The sequence below is a fragment of the Mucilaginibacter sp. genome (genome assembly GCF_964263795.1).
Classification (GTDB): Bacteria; Bacteroidota; Bacteroidia; order Sphingobacteriales; family Sphingobacteriaceae; genus Mucilaginibacter.
Genome location: NZ_CAXVWK010000019.1, coordinates 127,344 through 148,477, shown reverse-complemented (window position 1 = coordinate 148,477; position 21,134 = coordinate 127,344). Strand labels below are relative to the sequence as shown.

Below are 21,134 nucleotides of genomic sequence, written 5' to 3'. Positions count from 1 at the left end.
ATCCATATTGTGGAGGATGTGCACCAGCCGATGCACACCGGCCATTTGTCTGACAAAGGCGGTAACGATGTAAAGGTAATGTGGTACGATAAAGAAACTAATATGCACTCTATCTGGGATTCGCAAATGATAGATGCGCAGCAGTTAAGCTATACCGAATATGTGGCTGCTATAAACTTCACCACGCCTGCCCAACGCGCAGTATGGCAAAAGGCTCCGGTAAGCCAGTGGTTATTTGAATCGAACCAGTTAGCCGATAGGATCTACGCTGAAACTAAGAACGGCGACAAGGTTAATACCTACCGTTACATTTTTAAAAACCTGGACACCGTGAACAATCAGCTATTAAAAGGCGGAGTAAGGTTAGCAGGATTGCTGAATCAGATCTTCGCTTAGAATATTATTTCCAAAGCGTATTGTCATCCCGAGGGAAGCGAAGCGATGAGGGATCTTGATAGAATTGCAAAGCCGACTTATAAAACCGACAAGTTTTTCTATCAGGATTTCTCCGTATCGTTCGAAATGACAATGCATTTATTGCCATCTCGTGCGCAAATCTAAAGCCCTTTAAACTCGGGTTTACGTTTTTCCATAAAGGCGGCTACACCTTCTTTAAAATCCGCGGTGCCAAAACAGGCGCCAAATTCTTGTATCTCGGCTTCATAACCATTAACGCCATCTGTACCGGCGGCGTTAACCGTGCGGATAGCTGCGGCCAGCGCTAAGGGGGCGCGGGTTAATATCTTTTCCATCAATTCTTCGGCTTTGTCCAGTAGTTCCGCTTGGGCAACTACCCGGTTTACTAATCCGATAGTTAAAGCCTGATCAGCAGTAACCATATCTGCGGTCATGATCAGTTCTAACGCTTTACCGCGGCCAACCAGTTGGGTAAGGCGCTGCGTGCCGCCATAGCCGGGTATCAGGCCCAGGGTAACTTCCGGCAAACCCATTTTAGCGTTGTCGGCCGCGATGCGCAAATGGCAGGCCATTGCCAGCTCCAGGCCGCCGCCAAGGGCAAATCCGTTAATGGTTGCTATAACCGGTTTGTTGCCATTGGCTATCAGGTCAAAAACTTTTGAGTGGCCATCGCGCGATAATTTTTCGCCGCCCGCAACATCAAGATCAGCAAATTCGGCAATGTCGGCACCGGCAACAAAAGCTTTGCTGCCAGCCCCGGTGATAATGATACCACCGACATGCTCATCCTGAAATGCCGCTGTAACAGCATCGTGGATTTCCAATAGGGTGAATTGGTTAAGCGCGTTCAGTTTGCTTTCGCGATTGATGGTAATGTAATGGATGCGGCCCTTAATTTCGGCCAAAATATTTTCAAACCCCATAAAAACTGTTTAAAAGTTACGGTTCTGATGAACCCAGTTAGTGATATAGGTAACAATATCGGCCGTGCTGGTACCGGGTGGAAACAGTTCGCCCACACCAATTTTTTTAAGTTCGGCCATATCATCGGTAGGGATAATGCCGCCGCCGGTCAGCAGCACATCGTCCATATTTTTCTCTTTGATCAGCTTCATCACCTTAGGGAAAACTGTCATATGCGCTCCCGATAATATACTTATACCAATGGCATCCACATCTTCCTGCTGGGCAGTGTTCACCACCATCTCGGGCGTTTTGCGCAGGCCGGTGTAAATTACCTCCATGCCGGCATCACGCAGGGTAGTAGCAATAATGCGCGCGCCGCGGTCGTGCCCGTCAAGGCCAACCTTAGCTACTAAAACACGAATGGGGCGGTTAAATTCTTTATCGCTCATAAGTTTACCGGGCAGTGTAATAAATGCAAGGTATTACAAATATCTGCAAAATTCAATGGCCCGGCAATATGGTGAAGTACCGGTAATTCCTAAAAAGTTTTAATGGTTTCTGTAAGGTGTGCCAAGTGATGGTTACCATGCCATGCGTAAATGGCCAGGTTCTTTTTAAGCGGCGTAACATTGCCGGTTGCAGGGTGTACAAAAGTAATATCCCATTGGTCTTCCGTAAAACTTTCAAACAAGGCAACCAGGTGTTGATGGATACCTTCCAGCATTTTAAGCGACGACTCAACAGGCAGATGATAATCCGGCAAAATGGCCCAGCCGGCCTCATCGTACGGGCGGATGGTGGGGTTATCTTCCGTTAAAGCAAGCTTAAAACGCATCAGCGAATTCATGTGGCTATCGGCCAGGTGGTGTACTACCTGCCGTAAGGTCCAGCCGCCCGGGCGGTATTGGGTATCCAATTGCTGATCGGTTAAAGTGGTAATAGCATTACGCACCCGGCCGGGCAGGGTGTGTATCTCATCTATCCAGCGGGTTAAATCTTCCTGCAAATAAGTTTGGGGCGGTGTAAATTTACCTATAGGGTAGCGTAGTTGTTCGTCGGTCATGTTTAATTTATTTACAACAGTAAATTTTTAATAATGGCATAAGCTTTTGCCCTAAATTAGCGTTTTGTTGTTGTTTTACTAATCCCTGATGTATAAAAAGTTACTGCCTCTTATCCTGCTGTTTAGTTGGTCTTTAAGCTTTGCCGAAACCATAAAAACCGACGTAGTAGTTGTAGGTGGCGGCGCAGGCGGTGTTGCGGCAGCCATACAAAGCGCGCGCAGTAACCTTAAAACCGTATTGGTAGAGCAGGGGCCGTGGCTTGGTGGAAGCATGACATCGGCCGCGTTCTGCATCCTGGATGCTAACCGTAACCTGCCAACCGGTATCTATGCCGAATTCCGCAGCCGGGTTAATAACTTTTACAAAAGCCGCTTAGGGTTTGATACCACGGCGAATGCTGTACTTACATTTGAGCCTTTTACCGGCGCCGCTATTTTAAAAAAGTGGACAGATACTGTTAAGAACCTCACCGTAAAGCTGAACACTAATTTTACTGATATAAAAAAAGATGGATCGGGCTGGGAGGTAACTGTTACAGCCAACGGCCGTACAGATGTGATCAAGGCCAAATCTGTTGTAGATGCTACAGAATTGGGTGATGTGGCAACCGAAGCAGGTGCCGTTTTTAATACTGGTTTTGATAGCCGCAAGGATACCGGCGAGGAACTGGCTACCACTAACCCAACCAACCAGATCCAGGATTTGAGCTGGCTGGCCGTATTGCGCGATTACGGAAAAAATGCCGACCGCACCATTCCCCAACCCGAAGGCTATAACGCCGGCAAGTACAGTTGCCTTAAAAAGGCCGATGTAAAAAAGCGGTTAGCATCTGCCCAACTGATCAATGATAAGTATTTGATCAATTGGCTGGGCTGTGGTAGTAACCAATATTCGGTAACATCAAACGATATGCTGCCCGAGAACCGCGCCGAAACTTTCAGGCAGGCCAGGCTGCATACCCTTGGGCTGATCTACTACCTGCAGACCGAACTGGGGTATAAAAATTTGGGCTTAAGCGATGAATTTCCCACCGCCGATCATTTACCCCTAATGCCTTACATCCGCGAGAACAAGCGCGTTTATGGTTTGGTAAGAATGGTAATAGGCGATGTTTACACGCCATATGATAGAGGTTCAAAATTGTACCGTACCGCCATTGGCGTGGCCGATGCCGTACCGGGGCAAAATTACGTTGTGCCGGGCGCCCCTAAGATCAACTACCCTCCCTTTCCGGCATATTCTATACCGCTGGGTGCCGTGGTAGTAAAAGATCAGGAAAATCTTTTTGTGCTGGAAAAAGCATTATCGGTTACCCACCTGGTTAATGGGAGCGTTACCGATCCGGCCGTTCAGATGACGCTTGGTCAGGGCGTAGGCGCCGCCGCAGGATGGTGCGCGTTTTTTAAGAAAACAACCAAAGAGTTGGATGTCAGGAAAATTCAGGATGAGATATTGATCTATGGTGGTTCGCTGATGCCATTTAATGATATACCCAAAAAAGACCCAGACTACCGGGCCATACAGCAGGTAGGTGCATCCGGGATGTTGCCTGGATATAAAAAGGTAACCGGTAGTACAGCGCAGGTGCTTTTTATGCCCGATACGATTGTGTACACCGCCGAGATTAAGCCGCTGATGAACGATATGTATGCCCGTGCTTTTTTGTGGTTTAATAAAACCCAGCCGGGTGATGTTTTTACGGTTGGTAACCTGTTATCGTACATTAGCGAAATGTCATTAGCTGACCCGGCTACGCTGCAAAAAGTGTTAGCCGCGGCCTGGAAACCTAAATACAAATTCACCAGGGATTTCGATATGAGACGCCCAGTTACCCGCCGGGAATTTGCCGTGCTTGCCAACAAATATTTTAACCCATTCTCACGAAAGGTTGATCTGGCGGGTAAGCTGATCAATTAAAGAAGGTAAAGCTTCTTTAGTTTTTATCTGTAATAAGCGGCTTTTCACTGCAAATCCGACAGATCATTTTTACCTTTGCACTAATGGAAACCATCACCTGGAACGATTTTGAAAAAGTAGTTATCTGCGCGGGTACTATCCTGGAGGTTGCCGACTTCCCGGAAGCACGTAAACCGGCCTACAAACTTAAAGTTGATTTCGGGCCGCATGGTATTCTGCAAAGCAGTGCCCAAATTACCAGGCATTACACTAAAGAGGAATTGCCCGGCAGGCAGATACTGGGGGTGATCAACTTCCCTAAAAAGCAAATCGCCAACTTCATGTCGGAATTTTTGGTAACCGGCCTTGCTGATGAAAATGGCGATATCGTGCTTAGCGCTATTGACAAGCCTGTACCTAACGGTAGCAAACTGATATGACCTGGTCGCAATGGATCATCGGCCCGCAGTTATTAGGCGTAATCTTCCTGATTGCAGGATATATACAAAAACGTTATCCCCCTCGTCAGATCAATGCGCTGTACGGCTACAGGTCAGATGCCAGTATGCAAAACCAGCAAACCTGGGATGAAGCGAAACAATATTCTGCCCGGCTCATGATCAGATATGCCTGGATACTACTGGCGGGCGGTCTAATATTAACCTTGTCCTTATCTTTTATACCGATCAATGAACAAGCACTGGTTTTTATACGCGTAACTATCCTGATAACCGCTGCTATTACAACAGCGGTATTAATAAGGGTATATACCGAAAAGCATTTAACGACAACTTTTGACAATAAACCGCTATGAGGTACTATACCTTTGGTGATGAACAGCCGGCCATATCGCCCGATGAGTTTTTTATGAATGAGGCTTTAAAGGAAGCACGCCAGGCACTCAAAGAAGACGAGATCCCTATCGGCGCTGTAGTGGTTTGTAAAGGTCAGATCATTGGCCGGGGCCATAACCTTACCGAACGGCTTAACGATGTATCGGCACATGCCGAAATGCAGGCCCTAACCGCTGCAACCAATTATATGGGCGGTAAATACCTGCCCGAGTGTACGCTATATGTAACCCTTGAACCCTGCGTAATGTGTGCAGGTGCATCCTACTGGTTCCAGATAGGGCGCATTGTGTTTGGTGCCTACGATACCAAACGTGGTTTTGGCAGGCTAAACCAAACTATAACCCATCCCAAAACCCTTATTACCGGCGGCATTCATGAAAACGAATGCGCGCAGCTGGTGAAGGATTTTTTTAAAGGGAAGAGGTAGGTAAGCAGTCCGCCGTCCCAAAGTTGGGAAGTCCGAAAGTTAGAAAATTCAGTTCTCTGCGGACTTTCGGTCTTCTTAACTTCCGGACTAACATAAATGACATTCAATTAGAACAAAAAGTTGATCCAACCCTTATATTTGCTACAACACAACATTGTTAAATCTTAAAACTTAATACTATGGCATTTACACTACCGGCGTTACCTTACGCTACCGATGCACTTGAACCGCATATTGATAAGGCTACTATGGAAATTCACCACGGTAAACACCACCAGGCCTATGTTACCAATCTGAACAAAGCATTAGAAGGTAAGCCAGAGGCTACCGGCAACATTGAAGACATCATCAAAAATATCTCTAAGTTTCCGCCTGCTGTGCGTAATAACGGTGGTGGACATTATAACCACACTATGTTTTGGACGCTGTTATCGCCAAACGGCGGTGGCGAGCCAACCGGTAAATTGGCAGATGCGATCAAAAGCACTTTCGGTTCATTTGCTGATTTCAAAACAAAAGTTTCTGAAGCCGGTGCTACCCGTTTCGGTTCTGGCTGGGCATGGTTAATTGTTACTGCCGATAAAAAATTAGCGGTAACATCAACCCCTAACCAGGATAACCCTTTAATGGATATTGCCGAAGTAAAAGGTACACCTATCTTAGGTATCGACGTTTGGGAGCATGCTTACTACTTAAAATATCAGAACCGCCGCCCGGATTACCTGGCTGCTATCTGGAACGTGATTAACTGGAACCACGTATCTGAACTATATACAAAAGCAACCGCTTAAACAGCCTTACCCTGCCCTTTCCGGAGGAGAGGGTTCTAACAATACAAAGCGGCAGATTGGCAACAATACTGCCGCTTTTTGGTTCTTACATCAACCACACAACCATGTCATTGCGAGCGACAGCGTGGCAATCCCGTCGAATGCAAAGCGTTCAGCATAGCTAAGAGATTGCCGCGTCGCTACGCTCCTTGCAATGACATGAATGGTAAATTATCATCTACTTATGAAAGCAATTGTTTTAGAATCCGCAGAAAACCCGATAGTTTATAAAGAAGTTGATAAACCAACCCCAGGGCCGGGCGAGGTGCTGGTACAGGTAAAAGCCGCAGCCCTTAACCGCCGCGATTACTGGATAACGGTTGGCAAGTATGCTGGTATTAAGTATCCTACCATTTTTGGTGCAGATGGCGCCGGTATTGTTACCGAGGCCGGGGAAGGAGCGGGCGACTGGCTCAACAAAGAGGTATTGATCAATCCGTCGCACAACTGGGGCGATCATGACGACTTTCAATCAAAAGATTTCAAAATTTTAGGCCTGCCGGATGATGGCACACTTGCTGAATACGTTTTGGTAAAAGCCGAATATTTGTACCCTAAACCTGCTCATTTAAACTGGGAACAGGCAGCCGCCCTGCCACTTGCCGGGCTAACGGCATATCGGGCCCTGTTTACCAAAGCCCGGTTAAAAAAGGGCGACAAAGTGTTAATAGTAGGTGTTGGGGCAGGCACGGGCACTTTTTTACTGCAATGGGCAGTAGCCGCCGGCGCGCAGGTATTTGTAACATCGGGCACAGCCGAGAAAATTGAACAAGCTAAATTATTAGGCGCATTTGCCGGTGTAAATTACAAAGAGCAGGATTGGGCAGAGCAATTAACAAAACTGGCGGGTGGTTTTGATATTGTGGTAGATAGCGCCCTCGGCCCGGATTTTAATAAGATCCCTGACTTGTGTAACCCGGGGGGCCGCATTGTTTTTTTTGGCGGCACAGCCGGCAACATTCCTGAATTAAACGGGCGACCGATCTTTTGGAAACAACTGCAGATCCTTGGAACCACCATGGGCACCCAAGCCGAATTTAAGGCCATGCTGGAGTTTGTTGCTACGCATCAGATAGTCCCTGTAATTGATGAGGTTTTCCCGCTGGCCGAAGCCGCTAAAGCTTTTGCCAAAATGGAAAACTCAAAGCAATTTGGCAAGTTGATAGTGAAGATGTAAATAGTTGGTAACTATATACTACTTTACACCATGGGTAAACCCTTATGTTGCCTTTCTGTTATTTTTTTGGAATAATAAAAAGACAACACCTATTGTTATAGGGATAAGTGAAAGGGAATACTCTCCTAAACTAACCCTTCCTGATTCTCCTTCAATTTCCGGGTCATTAAGCATTCTTAAAAATATAAAGAATAAAATTCCTACAATTATAAAAAATGCGCCTACAAATACCTTCCAATATTTCATATCACTCTTTTTCTTTAGGGTTGTAGTTTAAAGCTGTTTTGAGCTTATTGTTGAAGTCAGATAGTTTTGGTATATCAGGGCTTTGCTTGTCAGTATCAATATGTTTAACGTCAACTATTTTGTGTTTTTCAACATTTGGGCTATCAAGAAGAACGTCTTGTATGGCTCTGCTTTTTAACAAAGATTTTGTTTGCTCAACAGCGGCCTGTTTTAATTGCAGTAACCTATCGTACTGTTTTATACCATTTCTAATCAACTCTGCGTTCAACGGCTCTAAATTACCTACTAGGATAAGTTGATGTGTTGTAGCATAGTCTCTTATGTTGTGATGCTTTTTTACAAGGTCTTGGTTCTCAGCGTTCCACTCTTTTGCTGTTTTATTAAAAACAACTTTATTGATAACCTCTGCTTCTTCTGCATAAATGATACCTTCAAGCTTTTTGGGAAGATTCCGCAAGGGGATTAATACATCTTGTATCGCATCAGTTTGTATTCTATAGTTAGCTTTTGAAAGAAATCTCCTGAAATCCCAAACTTGATCAATTCCGCTTGCCTCTCTTTTTTTAAGGTTTTTAAACTCTGTTATTAACAGCAACTTGAACTCGGGGCTAATATAAGTTCCAAATTCAAAAGCTATATCAACGTGGGCCCACGTTCCACTGCCATGCCTACCTGCCTTTGCGTAAATACCTTTAGCATTTGTATTTTCAACCCATTTCTTTACCGATAAGAAATAATTACCTGAACCTACATTTTCTCTAATACCCCGTAATTCAGGGGAATTAAAATCAGGGTTATTATATTGCTCCCAAACACCTAAAAAGTCAACTGTTGTTTTGGTGTTCAACCATCTCTCCAATATCTTATTACCGTCCTCAATATTTGAAACCATATCGGTTAAAGAAATGTAATCTTCATCACCTTTATTTACGATGGTTATTTCTGTTCCGTCAATCTTAATGGTACTCATTTTGTCAATTGGTTATAGGTTAAACGACTTGTGCAGTTTGAAAGTAGTGAATTGAAACGAATTAAATTGGTTGTTTTACGGCTGTTGTAACGAAATACAAATTCGTCTGTGTATTTCTGTATGTGTTTAGAAGATATGTTATGGTAGATACCGATAACCATCCTGTCAAATAGAGAGAAACAATCCTCAATTGTATTAGTGTAATAGATACCATCACGACCGTATTCTTTTTTGCCGTGATCTACAACCTCGTGATATGCAAATTCCTGACCAACCTTTACGTAAGTATTAGCAGTGTCAGTCATTAGAACAGACTCGGTATCTACATTAGCCCTTACTAAATCAGGAATGAAATCTGACGGCTTTACAGGTTGCATACGCAAGTTACAACCGCGTTCAATAAAACCTACCACAACAGTCTTGTTATTGTGTCTGTCGGCTTTATTTTCAAGTATAACCTTACGTTTAGCATTGCTCATGTTTTTAACTTTACCGCCTACTATGGTTTCGTCTACTTCTACAACTGTACCCGAACCGCCAAGTTTATTACCATTGTCAATATCAATTTCAGTTGCTTCGATACCAAAGCAGTTACGAATGCGCTGTAACATAAACCAAGCGGTTTTTTGAGTTACATTTAAGTCACGGCCTAATTGCAGTGAAGAAATACCTTTTTTATGAGCAGTTACAAGGTAGATAGCAAGAAACCAAGTTTGTAATTCAACTTTGGTGTTATCGAATAGAGTAGCGGTACGAACGTTAAAGTATTTACCTGTGTTTTTACATTTGTAACCGCGTGCAGTAGTATAAACTTTAGAAGTTTCATCAAAAGGGCTAACCACGTTACCGTTCCAACGCAATTGCTCTAAATGGTTAATGCAGGTTTGTTCGTCAGGGAATGCCTTAATTAACTCTCTTATTGATTTAAACTCTATATTTATCATTGCCTTTTGATTACAATGTAAATATAGAAGTTAATTACACCAATTCCAAATTTATTTAAAATATTGGTGTAAAGTAGTATATAATTACCAAATAGTTACAACTTACGATCGCCGCCTCGTCGTAAATCGCTCTTGTTGTCAGATTGGGTAAGATGATGATGGAAAATATCTATTTTTTCTTCGTTGAAAGGGAGTAATCTCTAAGTCAGATAGTGGCTGATATTCCTAAAAGGAGTGTTAACCCACCTTTTTTGTAAAGTCTTGAAAGTCAATATTATGACCTGTTTTTGCAAAAAAGTGTAAACCTTTGTTAACCTTTATCACAAAAATTCATACCTGATATGTGCTGTAACTGGAATTAAAATTAGGCAGTGCACGATTATCTACTAATTTTGTGGACTTTATTTAGGCATGATCAAAAAACCCATAGACCTGCTGCTGCGCGAATCGGCAGAAGAAGGTGAACATTCATTGAAGCGCTCCCTGGGGCCGGTTAACCTTATCCTTATCGGCATAGGCATTATCATCGGCGCCGGATTGTTTTCGTTAACCGGCATCGCAGCCGGCCAGCACTCGGGTCCCGCGGTTACTATATCGTTTCTGATAGCCGCACTGGGCTGTACTTTTGCCGCTTTGTGCTACGCCGAATTTTCGGCCATGATACCGGTGGCGGGTAGTGCATACACTTACTCGTACGCTACCATGGGCGAGCTTTTTGCCTGGATCATCGGCTGGGACCTGGTTCTGGAGTATTCGGTAGGGGCTGCTACAGTGGCTATTAGCTGGTCGCAGTATCTCACCAAATTCTTGTCGTGGTTCGATCTTTATCTGCCACCGCAGCTCACATTGTCGCCGTTTGAAACTGCTAAGGCAGCCAATGGCGATGTGGTAAACGGCATTATCAACTTGCCCGCTGCGCTTATCGTTATACTGGTCACCAGCATCATTATCAGGGGTACAAAGGGATCTGCTTTGGTTAATGCTATAATCGTAAGCCTTAAGGTAGGGGTAGTACTGGTATTCATCGCCGTAGGCTGGTCGTTTATCAATCCGCAAAACTATCACCCTTATATTCCGCAAAACACAGGTGTATGGGGCGACTACGGCTGGTCGGGCATATTACGTGGGGCAGGCCTTGTGTTTTTCGTCTTCATAGGTTTTGATGCGGTGTCCACCGCGGCGCAGGAAGCCAAAAACCCACAACGCAACATGCCTATCGGCATTATAGGGTCGCTGATAATTTGTACCATCCTGTTCGTGATCTTCGCCCATGTAATGACAGGTATGGCCAATTACAAAGAATTTATCGGCTCGGGCGCGCCGGTAGCTATCGCTATCGAAAAAACACATTACCAGTGGTTAAGCAAGGCAATTGTACTGGCTATACTTATCGGCTATACGTCGGTGATCCTGGTTGATCTGCTGGGGCAGTCACGCGTGTTTTTCTCTATGTCTAAAGACGGTTTGCTGCCACGGGTGTTTTCTGAGGTGCATAGCAAGTTTCGCACACCATGGAAATCCAACATTGTGCTTTGTGCTTTCATTGCCATATTCGCGGCCTTTGTGCCTATCAGGGTAGTTGGCGAAATGACCAGCATTGGCACACTGCTTGCTTTTGTAATGGTGTGTGCCGGGGTGCTTATTTTACGCAAGCAGCAGCCCGATGTGCACCGGCCGTTTAAAACGCCGTTTGTGCCATTAGTGCCTATATTGGGCATTTTAACCTGTTTTGCGATGATGACCTTTTTACCCGGCGACACCTGGCTTAGGTTACTTATCTGGCTGGGAATTGGTTTAGTAATATACTTTACGTACGGTAAAAAGAATAGTGTGTTAAGGAAGCGGATGACGACGGTGCAGGACAGCTAAAGGAAATGCTATGCGATCTGCTTAATGTTATTAAGAGTGTATAATGGCTCACAACTTATTGAAATTTACAGTTGATGAAATTAAATGGGAGCTGCCGAATGTTGCCACTTTTTACCTGGCCGAAGCAACGGGCAATAAGCTAATTTACAAGGCAGGGCAATTCTTAACCCTGGTTTTTGAACATCATGGCCAGGAGGTGCGCAGGTCATATTCGTTAAGCTCCTCACCGCACGAGGATAGGTTGGCCATAACAGTTAAACGCATCAGCAACGGCGAGATCTCGCGTTTTATGCTTACCAAGGTAAACGTTGGTGATACCATCTATGCCGTCAAGCCTGCAGGGGTTTTTGTAGTAAAGGAATTTGAAGACGAGCGCGATCTGATCTTTTTTGCTGCGGGGAGCGGCATTACGCCGGTGTTTTCTCAATTGAAGTACATCCTGGCCAATCCGGGTAAAAGTAAGCTGCACCTGGTTTATAGTAGCTTGAGCAGCCAATCGGTTATATTTAAAGGGGATTTGAACGCGCTTGCAGCCCGCCACCCGGACAGGCTGAATATTACCTACCTTTTAAGCGACGAAGCTAACCGACTGAACAACCTGGTAGTTGAGCGACTGGTACGCGAACAGATCACATTTGACAAAGGCAACGCGGGCTTTTACTTGTGTGGGCCGTTTGCATATATGCGGATGATCAGGCTTACGCTTGGATACATGGGTATCCGGCCGCAGGCGGTACACCAGGAAAATTTTGTTTTAGAAACCATACCGGTAACAGGCAGCGCAACTAATTACCCGCCTAAAAACTTCAGAGTTGATTTTGAAGGAGAGATTCATGACCTAATGGCGGGCGAAAATCAATCTATCCTGCAGGCCGCTTTGCAAAACAACATCCGGCTGCCTTATAGCTGCCGAAGCGGTATCTGCTCGGCTTGCGTTGCCTTTTGCAAATCGGGCAAGGTAGAAATGGCCCGTAACGAAGTGCTCACGCCCGAAGACATTGCCAACGGTTGGGTCCTTACCTGCACCGGTCATCCATTAACAGATGATGTAGTGGTAGAGTACAGGTAGCGTTGGTAATTTGTAATGCCGGGCAAAATAGCAACAATTGATGTATTATTTCCAGAAAGTGAGTACTTGCTTAAGCATAAAAAAGCCGCGGGTATCCGCGGCCTTTTTTATGCTTCGAACTGCACCCGTTAGGCCACGGCAACCTTACGATGGCGGATCTTTGGGCTTCGCTTAACTTTGTTACGTTTACCTAACCAAATAATCAGCCCTGTAATGGGTAGGCTGGCGCAGATCAGGCTGGCCAGAAACGCAATGATCTTGGTAGTTAAGCCAAATATTTGCCCCACATGAATATCATAATTCATTTCGTTAAGCTTTAGTCCCGGACTCTTTTTATCATAGATGTATGATTTTAGCAGCCTGCCGTTATACTTATCAAACTCGAAGCCAGTGGCATGCGAATAACGCATAGATTTAGCATAAGCCCCTACACCAATTGCACCCGAAAATGCCGGATCATTGTGGATCAAAAACATTTCGGCATTGGGTACCTGCTGCCGGGCATGGGCAAACGCGATATCAACAACCGGCTTAGGCGCCAGGCCTGCACGTTTCAGTGAGTCGGATTTAGGTTCTGTTACTTCTCTGTTGTAATCTACGCGGCCAAGGTTCGCGGTATTATATATTGCCTTGCTTACCGGCTCAAAAGCGATCGCCAGTCCGGAGATAGACAGGACCAGTGCTACAGAAGTAGCGTAAAAACCAAGTACGTTGTGCAGGTCGTAATTAACCCTGCGCCAGCGGCCACCCCACTTGATGGTAAAGCTGCGTTTGCGGTCGGTTTTACGTTTGGGCCACCACAGGATAAGGCCGGTGATCATGATCACCATAAAAATAATTACCGATACACCTACAACCCACTTCCCGATGGCGGGCGGCAGCAGCAAATACAGGTGTATATATTCAACAATAATAAAAAAATTAGTCTGTGGCTTTTCAGTGTGTGTTATGATGCCGGAGTAAGGATTTAAAAAAACGTATTCAAACCCGTCTTTGCCTGTATTTGCTAAAACGCCGGCAGGCCTCCCGGTCCCATAATAGTAAATGTAATCCGGGCTTGCTTTGGGATAGGCTTTCTTAACCTTGGCAATCAGTTGCGATGGCTGGATATAAGGCTTACCGGTATTTTCCACCGTACGATAGTCATAAACCGCATCCTGTATCTCATCCTGAAAGCAAAAGATACAGCCGGTAATGCTTACTATAAACACCACAAGCCCGGAAATTAATCCAAGCCAGCGGTGGCAAAAAAGCATGACTTTTTTAAATGGGGTCATATTTACAATTTATACGTTGCAGTTAATACTACCTGGCGTAAACGCTGTGGGTTAATGGTGGTATAACCTGTATAGTAATGTTTATCGGTTAAGTTGTTAACGCTTAAACCAAAACGATATTTAGCCCTGTCGTAAAATAAGTTGCTATTTAGTATTGTGTACGCAGGCAAATCAAATGTGCCCTGACTTACGCTGTTGATGATTTGATTTTTGCTGGCGTAATTGCCGCCAAAACCGATACCTAAGCCTTTAACAGCACTTTCTGGTAAGCGGTAGCTTACATAGAAGTTAGCTAAGTAAGGCGAGCCGGCAGTATTAGGGCGAAGGCCCTGTACATCAGCATCAGCTTTAGTGTATTTAGAGTCGTTGTAAGCAAAACCTGCAACGATGTTGATAGACGGGATAGGGTTGGCGATAACTTCGGCCTCGAAGCCTTTACTGTTTTGTGTACCATCCTGGATAGAACCGATTGCCGAGCCCGGAATAGCGCGTAACACGTTGGTTAAATTAATGCGGTAGTAGCTAACCGTACCATTCAGTTTGCCGTTGAATAAGGCCATTTTTACACCGCCTTCAATTTGGTTTGCATTTTGAATTTTAGGGGTTACGGCTTGGTTATTTGCGTCTAAGAAAGGTGCCGGGTTTTGAAAGCCGTTTTGGTAATTGGCAAATAACGACAGCGCGTCTTTAACAGGCTGATAAATCAAACCGAATTTAGGTGAGAAAGCCGTTTGTGCATAAGGTTTTGATGTTTGCGTGCCATCAAGGCTGTAATTGCCCTTGTTCTCAAAACGGTCTACACGTAAGCCTATTGAAGCAATTAACCTGTCTGTAAGGTTTACAACATCTGATGCATAAGCGCTGTAGGTGTTTGTTTTATAAATATACGGATAGGTGTTTGCAGCTGTCAGCGGGTTAGCTGCGTTAGTGGCATCAACCACTAATTTATTAAATGCGCCATAATCAAAATTAGGGTCGTTTATCGGTGCTAAACCGTAGCTGTTGCCAAAAAAGATCTGCCTCGAATTCTGACGTTGAAAGTCTAAACCTACAACAAAACGGTGGCGGATGCTGCCGGTATTAAAATCACCATTAATGTTTTCCTGAATTTCAATAGCACCTAATTTGCTGTTAGCTGTTGATTGATCATTACGGAAAATGTAGTTGTTATTACCCGGCAGGTCAGGCGTTCCCGGTACAATTGTTGCCGCGGTAGCATCTGATATCAGGTAAAAATAAGGGCTTGCCCCATTAGAGAAACTGTTTGATGATGAGAACACTGTTTGCGAGGTGAGTTTATCAGAAAACTTGTACTTAGCTTCCGCAAAATAATTTAAGCTGCGGCTAAATGAAGTAACGTCATCATTAACGTAAGCATTTTTATAGTTGATGTTTAGGTCGCTAACTTTGGTGATGCCCATTGTTTTGGGCGAATCGTAAAAGAAGAAAAAGGGCTTTGCAGCGTTACGGCCATAAAACATCTCGGCTTCTAACAGGAATGATAATTTATCATTCGCCTTGATGGCTAAGCTTGGGGCTGCCGAAAAAGTGCGGCTTTTACCATAATTTTGAAAGCTGCCTTCGTAATTGTAAGCAGAGTTTAAGCGGAAAGCCACATTTGAACCAAGTGGGGTATTCAGGTCGATACTGGTGCGGTTAAGATCATAATTGCCCACACTGTGTCCAATTTCAAGACCAAATGTTTCGTATGGTTTTTTTGTCACCCTATTTACCAAGCCACCAAAAGATGTTAAAGTGCTGCCAAATAAAGTAGCTGACGGACCTTTGATCACTTCAATTTTTTCGATATTTACCGCATCAATACCACTGGTAACCAAACCTGCAATACCGTTACGTAAGCGCGTTTGAGTAACAAACCCTCGTAAAGTAAAATAGCCGCCGCCATCACCGGCACGGCCGGTAGCATCCCACATTTTTTGTATTCCCGGCGCGTTGCGCAACGCATCCTCAACATTAAACACCTGCTGTTCCTTAAGTAAACTGCTGGTAACTGTTGTATAGCTTTGTGAGTTTTCCAGCGGTGTTAACGGAATTTTTGCAGCATCGGTACTGATGCGTGCCGTAAACCTGTTAGAGCGGCTTGCAATAACATTTACCTCTGCCAATTGCGACAGGCTGGCGTTTACGGTAATTTGCGGGACAGCAGTTGTTTGCCCTGCAGTAATTGTAACCGGTACTTCTACACGGTCTACCCCTACATAAGAAATAATTATTTTGTATGATCCTGCCGGAGCGCGGAAAGTAAACTCTCAATCTCGTTAGTTGTCGTACCGTAGTTAGTGCCTTCTAACCCGATGGACACGTTGCTTGCCGGATCGTTTTTGCTGGTTACAACCTTGCCACGAACCGTTCCTCTTGTGGTTTGTGCTACACCGGAGGTTAAGTTTGTAAATGTAAATAGTGTAATAAGTAAGGTGATTAGCTGATAGGGTAAATGTTGAATTCGATTCATATTTATTTAGACTAATTATCAATAATGCGACAAAAGTATATCTTTTAACTATTGCTTCCAACTTATTTAGAATAATTATAAACAATGTATTGGTTTAAGGAACTTATATTTGTGCAAAAAAACACCAATGAAACGTATAGCTATAGACATGGATGAAGTTATCGCTGACGCTCACATTCGTTTTGCTGAATGGTACAAACGTGATTATGATGTGGAATTTCCGCATGAGCAGCTACATTCAAGCAGTTTTATGGATCTTGTGCCGGAAGAGCACCGCAGTGTTATAAAAGGTTATGCTTTTCACGACGATTTTTTTAAAGACCTTGCCCTAATTCCCGGCAGCCAGGAAGTTATTCGTGACCTTTATGAGAAATACGAGATCTTTATTACTACAGCAGCAATGGAATTCCCTAATTCTTTATTGCCTAAAATCCAATGGTTAAAGCATTATTTCCCATACATCTCATGGACCAACATTGTTTTTTGCGGAGATAAAAGCATTATCAATGCGGATTATTTGATAGATGATAACGTACGCCATTTTAAACGCTTTATAGGTCAGGGCGTACTGTTTACGGCCAGCCATAACAAAAATGTAGATTGGGATTTAAGGGTAAATAACTGGCAGGAAGTTAGGGCGCTGTTACTTTAGTTTATTACCAGATGCTTTAACCCTATCGGCATTATCTTTTACAAAAGCTGCCCATCCGGAGTGGCTCTTTTTACTGGTTATCTTCCCGCCTTTTGATACCGGTATTTTTTGAAATGAATGGCATACAGCAACGGCCAATCCATCGGTAGCGTCTAAAAAGTCGGGTGTTTCGGTAAATTTCAAAAGCGTTTGCAACATCGCGGCTACCTGCTCTTTAGTTGCATTGCCATTACCTGTGATAGACTGCTTTATTTTGCGGGGTGAATACTCTGTAATACTCACACTGCGAGACAATGCTGCAGCCATGCACACCCCCTGCGCCCTGCCAAGCTTAAGCATAACCTGGATGTTTTTACCGTAAAACGGTGCTTCAATAGACAGGCAGTCGGGTTTGTAATTATCTATAAGGGCAACGGTTTTTTCAAAAATGCGCTGCAACTTAAGCATGTGGTCGTCAATTTTATCCATTTTAACCACTCCAAGGCTTATCAGCTCTATTTTAGTGCCTTTTTCAAGAACCACGCCGTATCCCATTACCGCAGTGCCGGGATCTATTCCTAAAATTATCCGCTCTTTTACTTTGGGCTGCTCCATTTGGTACAAACCTAACGTTTAAGGACGGTTTTATGCAGTAAGCTGATGTATTCCTCGCGTCCTATCATCCTGGCGCCCATGCTTTCCAAATGTTCGGTGTGCACCTGGCAATCAATCAAACTATAACTGCGATTGATACAAAGCCATATCAACGCCGTTTTTGAGGCATTATTTACTTTGCTAAACATGCTTTCCCCGCAAAACACATTGCCCGCCTGCACACCGTACAGCCCACCAACTAATGTACTGTTATCCCAAACTTCAACAGAGTGGGCAAAGCCCAATTCATGCAGGCGGCTGTATGCGGCCTGCATATCTGCGGTTATCCAGGTGCCATCCTGCCCCTCGCGTTTAGCTGCAGCACAGGCCGCAACAACATCATCAAAACAGGTGTTAACAGTAACCTTGAACCGGCCAGAGCGCAACACTTGCCGCATGGATTTGGATAGCCTTAATTCGGGCGGAAACAATACAAAGCGCTCGTGAGGCGAAAACCAAAGTATAGGCTCGTCATCGCTGTACCACGGGAAAATACCGTTTTGATAAGCCAGTAACAACCTTTCAACCGATAGGTCGCCGCCGATAGCAAGCAGACCATCATCTTCTGCCAATTTAGGATCAGGAAATATTATGCGCTCATCAAGCCGAAAGATCATGAGCGCAAAGTTAAGCTAACCGGAAATTTAAAAATGTAAAAAAGACATTAAACTATACCCAACGGGCGTTGTCATATATGTATGGTGGATAATAGCAAAAAGATCAGGCACTTATATGCCCGTGCAGGTTTTGGTTTGCGGTTTGCAGATTTGCGGATGGCGCAACATGTAACAGTAAAGCAAGCTGTAGATCAGCTCTTTAAAACATCTGAAGAAATCAGGCCATTGGATATTGTCGCAGGCAACATTACGTATAAGGAATTTTTAAATAAAGATACCGTTACCCGCAAGATGTTTCTACAGGAGCAGCGCCAGCAAGAAAAAGGCTTAAATGTTTATTGGGTAAGCCAAATGAGCAGCAGCGATGCACAACTGCGTGAGAAGATGACCCTTTTTTGGCATAACCATTTTGCATGCCGTACCCAAAACGCCTGGTATGCGCAACAATTAAATAACATACACCGGGCAAATGCTTTGGGCAATTTTAAAACCATGCTGCTTGAAGTGTCTAAAGCGCCGGCAATGCTCCAGTTTTTAAATAACCAGCAAAATCAAAAGAACCACCCTAATGAAAACTTTGCCCGCGAGTTGATGGAGCTTTTTACCATCGGCCGTGGCAATTACTCCGAGCAGGATGTAAAGGAGTCGGCACGCGCCTTTACCGGTTGGGGTTTTACTAAAGATGGTCAGTTTGTTGCCCGCCCTAACCTTCATGATACCGGCCCTAAAACATTTTTGGGCAACACCGGCAATTTTGGTGGCGAGGATGTCATCAACATGCTGCTGGATAAAAAAGAAACTGCGCGTTTTATCAGCAATAAATTATACAAATACCTGGTGAATGAAGTGCCGGATAATGCACACGTAAGCGCCATGGCCGATGTGCTTTATAACAGCAAATATGAGATAGCCCCATTATTAAAGTTTGTATTTACAGCCGATTGGTTTTACGCTGACAAAAACGTGGGTAATATGATAAAGGCGCCTGTAGAATTTATTGTTGGGCTAAACAGGCAGTTTTATGTGGAGTATAAAAACCCGGATGTAATGATGCAGTTTGAGCGCACATTGGGCCAAGTGCTTTTTTATCCGCCGAATGTGGCTGGTTGGCCGGGTGGTAAGAATTGGATAGACAGCTCATCGTTAATGTACAGGATTAAGATACCATCAACCGTACTTAATGACGGGGTGATCGATTTTAGCGGCAAAGCCGATCCTGAAGACGAAGCGTTTATCACCAGCACCCTGAATCGTCGTAAACAGGTTAATACACAACTGCAAACACAGCCCGATTGGGAAAAGTTTTTAAGCGAAATACCAACGCATACATCGAAAGCAGCAATTGCGCAGGTAATCTTATCGCCCGCTTTAAATAACAAGTTGATGGATATTGTTAACCGGTCGACAGATGTAAAGGCAATGGTGGTAGAGTTGGTTTCTACGCCGGAGTATCAATTGTGCTAATGATCAAATGTTTCAAAAAAGATCAGTTAAAATTCGAACAGATACCGATCCGCTAATTAGAGTGTTATGAAAAGAAGAGATTTTTTAAAAAATACAGCGCTTGCGTCAAGCGCATTCCTGATACCATCATTCCTTAAATCATTCGAGGCAATGGCAGGCAATGAAATCAGCGGATATAAAAATCTGGTGATTATTCAGCTTTCGGGCGGTAATGACGGGCTGAATACCGTTATTCCGTATGGTAATGATATCTATTATCAAAAAAGGTCCACCATTGGTATTAAACAACCCGATCTGATCAAACTAAATGATATTCAGGGGTTGAACCCTAATTTATCTGCCTTAAAGGAAATTTATGACCAGGGATGGATGAGCATCATTAATTCGGTAGGCTATCCAAATCCGGACAGGTCGCACTTTCGCTCAATGGATATATGGCAAACCGGCAGCGATTCGAGCCAGTTTTTAACCACCGGTTGGATTGGCCGATATCTCGACAGTAATTGTGCTATAAATAAAGACCCTTACACTGCAGTAGAGGTTGACGATACATTATCGCTGGCGATGAAAGGCGCAAAGATGAAAGGCATAGCGGTGCAAAACCCGGCTAAGCTTTACCAATCTACGCGCGAACCTTTCTTTAAGGAGCTCGTCCACGGCCATGATGATGCCCATTTAAATGAGGATAACCTTGGCTATCTGTACAAAACCATGATCGAGACTTACTCATCTGCCGACTACATCCAGCAAACCTCCAAAACATATAACACAACGGCGGTTTACCCTAATACGCCTTTTGCCGGCCAGTTAAAAAGCGTGGCAAAATTTATCAATTCAGGGCTAAAGACTAAGGTTTATTACGTATCGTTAAGTGGGTTTGATACCCATACTACCCAGCAAAATCAGCAGGGGCGGCAATTGAAGATTTATGGTGATGCAGTAGCTGCGTTTTTGAAAGACTTAAAACAGGCTAACAAACTGGACGATACGCTGGTTATGACATTTTCTGAATTTGGCCGCCGGGTTGAGCAAAATGCCAGTAACGGCACCGACCATGGTACTGCCAACAATGTAATGCTTTTTGGAGGCAAACTTAAAAAGGCCGGTATTTACAATGACGCGCCTGATTTGTCCGCCTTAGATAACGGCGATCTTAAGTATGAAATAGATTTCAGGAACGTTTATGCCACGCTACTTGATAAATGGCTGAATGTCAATAATAGTCAGGTGCTCAATAAAAACTTTGCAGGGTTAGACTTTATCTAATTTCACTCCAACGACATTGAAATATGGCGCGTAATTAGTACTAATTTTCCGTTGGTCGCATCATTTGCTTTAAGCAAAGCTTT

At 44.1% G+C, this 21,134-nt stretch carries 23 protein-coding genes; 12 read left to right on the top strand and 11 right to left on the bottom strand.

The genetic code is table 11. The features are described from left to right. Positions 1-396 (top strand): S1/P1 nuclease (locus ACE5CV_RS03860; RefSeq protein WP_374948840.1); only part of this gene is annotated, 396 nt, incomplete at its 5' end. Between the two features lie 161 nt (positions 397-557). Here ACE5CV_RS03860 and ACE5CV_RS03855 read toward each other — a convergent pair. The 3 genes from ACE5CV_RS03855 to ACE5CV_RS03845 form a co-directional block, all read right to left on the bottom strand. After that, positions 558-1,340: an enoyl-CoA hydratase/isomerase family protein gene (locus tag ACE5CV_RS03855; RefSeq protein ID WP_374948839.1), complete on the bottom strand. Its 783-nt coding sequence runs from the start codon at positions 1,338-1,340 to the stop codon at positions 558-560. A gap of 9 nt (positions 1,341-1,349) precedes the next feature. After that, the gene (locus ACE5CV_RS03850; protein ID WP_374948838.1) at positions 1,350-1,772 is read right to left on the bottom strand and encodes a cobalamin B12-binding domain-containing protein; all 423 of its coding nucleotides are present in this window, start codon (positions 1,770-1,772) and stop codon (positions 1,350-1,352) included. Positions 1,773-1,861: 89 nt separating this feature from the next. Continuing rightward, positions 1,862-2,386 (bottom strand): YfiT family bacillithiol transferase, encoded by a 525-nt coding sequence (locus ACE5CV_RS03845; protein ID WP_374948837.1) that lies wholly within the window; start codon positions 2,384-2,386, stop codon positions 1,862-1,864. 88 nt (positions 2,387-2,474) lie between these two features. Between ACE5CV_RS03845 and ACE5CV_RS03840 the strand changes: the two genes are divergently transcribed. The 6 genes from ACE5CV_RS03840 to ACE5CV_RS03815 all read left to right on the top strand — a co-directional run bounded on the left by ACE5CV_RS03840 (position 2,475) and on the right by ACE5CV_RS03815 (position 7,571). Beyond that, on the top strand, positions 2,475-4,304 hold the full coding sequence (locus ACE5CV_RS03840) for an FAD-dependent oxidoreductase (protein WP_374948836.1): 1,830 nt from the start codon (positions 2,475-2,477) through the stop codon (positions 4,302-4,304). 83 nt (positions 4,305-4,387) lie between these two features. After that, entirely contained in the window at positions 4,388-4,723 is a 336-nt protein-coding gene (locus ACE5CV_RS03835; protein WP_374948835.1) for a tRNA-binding protein, read from the top strand. Continuing rightward, the gene (locus ACE5CV_RS03830; protein WP_374948834.1) at positions 4,720-5,097 is read left to right on the top strand and encodes an SdpI family protein; all 378 of its coding nucleotides are present in this window, start codon (positions 4,720-4,722) and stop codon (positions 5,095-5,097) included. The genes ACE5CV_RS03835 and ACE5CV_RS03830 overlap by 4 nt, the downstream gene beginning before the upstream one ends. Further along, a complete protein-coding gene (locus ACE5CV_RS03825; protein ID WP_374948833.1) occupies positions 5,094-5,564 on the top strand; it encodes a nucleoside deaminase in 471 nt (156 codons plus the stop codon). Before ACE5CV_RS03830 ends, ACE5CV_RS03825 begins: the two co-directional genes overlap by 4 nt. Before the next feature lie 179 nt (positions 5,565-5,743). Next, entirely contained in the window at positions 5,744-6,355 is a 612-nt protein-coding gene (locus ACE5CV_RS03820) for a superoxide dismutase (RefSeq protein WP_374948832.1), read from the top strand. 223 nt (positions 6,356-6,578) lie between these two features. After that, on the top strand, positions 6,579-7,571 hold the full coding sequence (locus ACE5CV_RS03815; protein WP_374948831.1) for a zinc-binding dehydrogenase: 993 nt from the start codon (positions 6,579-6,581) through the stop codon (positions 7,569-7,571). A gap of 42 nt (positions 7,572-7,613) precedes the next feature. On the opposite strand, the gene ACE5CV_RS03810 is transcribed toward ACE5CV_RS03815, so the two are convergent. The 3 genes from ACE5CV_RS03810 to ACE5CV_RS03800 are packed head-to-tail and all read right to left on the bottom strand — an operon-like array spanning position 7,614 to position 9,731. Next, entirely contained in the window at positions 7,614-7,817 is a 204-nt protein-coding gene (locus ACE5CV_RS03810; RefSeq protein WP_374948830.1) for a hypothetical protein, read from the bottom strand. Between the two features lies 1 nt (position 7,818). After that, a complete protein-coding gene (locus ACE5CV_RS03805) occupies positions 7,819-8,787 on the bottom strand; it encodes a KilA-N domain-containing protein (protein ID WP_374948829.1) in 969 nt (322 codons plus the stop codon). Continuing rightward, entirely contained in the window at positions 8,784-9,731 is a 948-nt protein-coding gene (locus ACE5CV_RS03800; RefSeq protein ID WP_374948828.1) for an IS1595 family transposase, read from the bottom strand. Before ACE5CV_RS03800 ends, ACE5CV_RS03805 begins: the two co-directional genes overlap by 4 nt. Positions 9,732-10,142: 411 nt before the next feature. Between ACE5CV_RS03800 and ACE5CV_RS03795 the strand changes: the two genes are divergently transcribed. Further along, positions 10,143-11,600 (top strand): amino acid permease, encoded by a 1,458-nt coding sequence (locus tag ACE5CV_RS03795; RefSeq protein ID WP_374948827.1) that lies wholly within the window; start codon positions 10,143-10,145, stop codon positions 11,598-11,600. Between the two features lie 43 nt (positions 11,601-11,643). Then, positions 11,644-12,669 (top strand): 2Fe-2S iron-sulfur cluster-binding protein, encoded by a 1,026-nt coding sequence (locus ACE5CV_RS03790; protein ID WP_374948826.1) that lies wholly within the window; start codon positions 11,644-11,646, stop codon positions 12,667-12,669. A 128-nt stretch (positions 12,670-12,797) separates the two neighbouring features. Here ACE5CV_RS03790 and ACE5CV_RS03785 read toward each other — a convergent pair whose 3' ends face one another. The 3 genes from ACE5CV_RS03785 to ACE5CV_RS03775 all read right to left on the bottom strand — a co-directional run bounded on the left by ACE5CV_RS03785 (position 12,798) and on the right by ACE5CV_RS03775 (position 16,419). Beyond that, the gene (locus tag ACE5CV_RS03785; RefSeq protein ID WP_374948825.1) at positions 12,798-13,946 is read right to left on the bottom strand and encodes a PepSY-associated TM helix domain-containing protein; all 1,149 of its coding nucleotides are present in this window, start codon (positions 13,944-13,946) and stop codon (positions 12,798-12,800) included. A gap of 2 nt (positions 13,947-13,948) precedes the next feature. After that, a complete protein-coding gene (locus ACE5CV_RS03780) occupies positions 13,949-16,072 on the bottom strand; it encodes a TonB-dependent siderophore receptor (RefSeq protein WP_374948824.1) in 2,124 nt (707 codons plus the stop codon). A 104-nt stretch (positions 16,073-16,176) separates the two neighbouring features. Next, on the bottom strand, positions 16,177-16,419 hold the full coding sequence (locus ACE5CV_RS03775) for a hypothetical protein (protein ID WP_374948823.1): 243 nt from the start codon (positions 16,417-16,419) through the stop codon (positions 16,177-16,179). 127 nt (positions 16,420-16,546) lie between these two features. Between ACE5CV_RS03775 and ACE5CV_RS03770 the strand changes: the two genes are divergently transcribed. Next, positions 16,547-17,071, top strand: a complete 525-nt coding sequence (locus ACE5CV_RS03770) for a 5'(3')-deoxyribonucleotidase (protein ID WP_374948822.1) — start codon at positions 16,547-16,549, stop codon at positions 17,069-17,071. Here ACE5CV_RS03770 and ruvC read toward each other — a convergent pair. Both ruvC and aat read right to left on the bottom strand, forming a co-directional pair. After that, positions 17,063-17,665, bottom strand: coding sequence for a crossover junction endodeoxyribonuclease RuvC (ruvC, locus tag ACE5CV_RS03765; RefSeq protein ID WP_374948821.1), 603 nt, complete (start codon positions 17,663-17,665; stop codon positions 17,063-17,065). The two genes, ACE5CV_RS03770 and ruvC, sit on opposite strands and share 9 nt — an antisense overlap. Before the next feature lie 11 nt (positions 17,666-17,676). Next, entirely contained in the window at positions 17,677-18,321 is a 645-nt protein-coding gene (aat, locus tag ACE5CV_RS03760; protein WP_374948820.1) for a leucyl/phenylalanyl-tRNA--protein transferase, read from the bottom strand. A gap of 81 nt (positions 18,322-18,402) precedes the next feature. Between aat and ACE5CV_RS03755 the strand changes: the two genes are divergently transcribed. Both ACE5CV_RS03755 and ACE5CV_RS03750 read left to right on the top strand, forming a co-directional pair. Further along, on the top strand, positions 18,403-19,785 hold the full coding sequence (locus ACE5CV_RS03755) for a DUF1800 family protein (protein ID WP_374948819.1): 1,383 nt from the start codon (positions 18,403-18,405) through the stop codon (positions 19,783-19,785). Between the two features lie 66 nt (positions 19,786-19,851). Then, positions 19,852-21,051: a DUF1501 domain-containing protein gene (locus ACE5CV_RS03750; RefSeq protein ID WP_374948818.1), complete on the top strand. Its 1,200-nt coding sequence runs from the start codon at positions 19,852-19,854 to the stop codon at positions 21,049-21,051. The last annotated feature ends 83 nt before the right edge of the window (positions 21,052-21,134 follow it).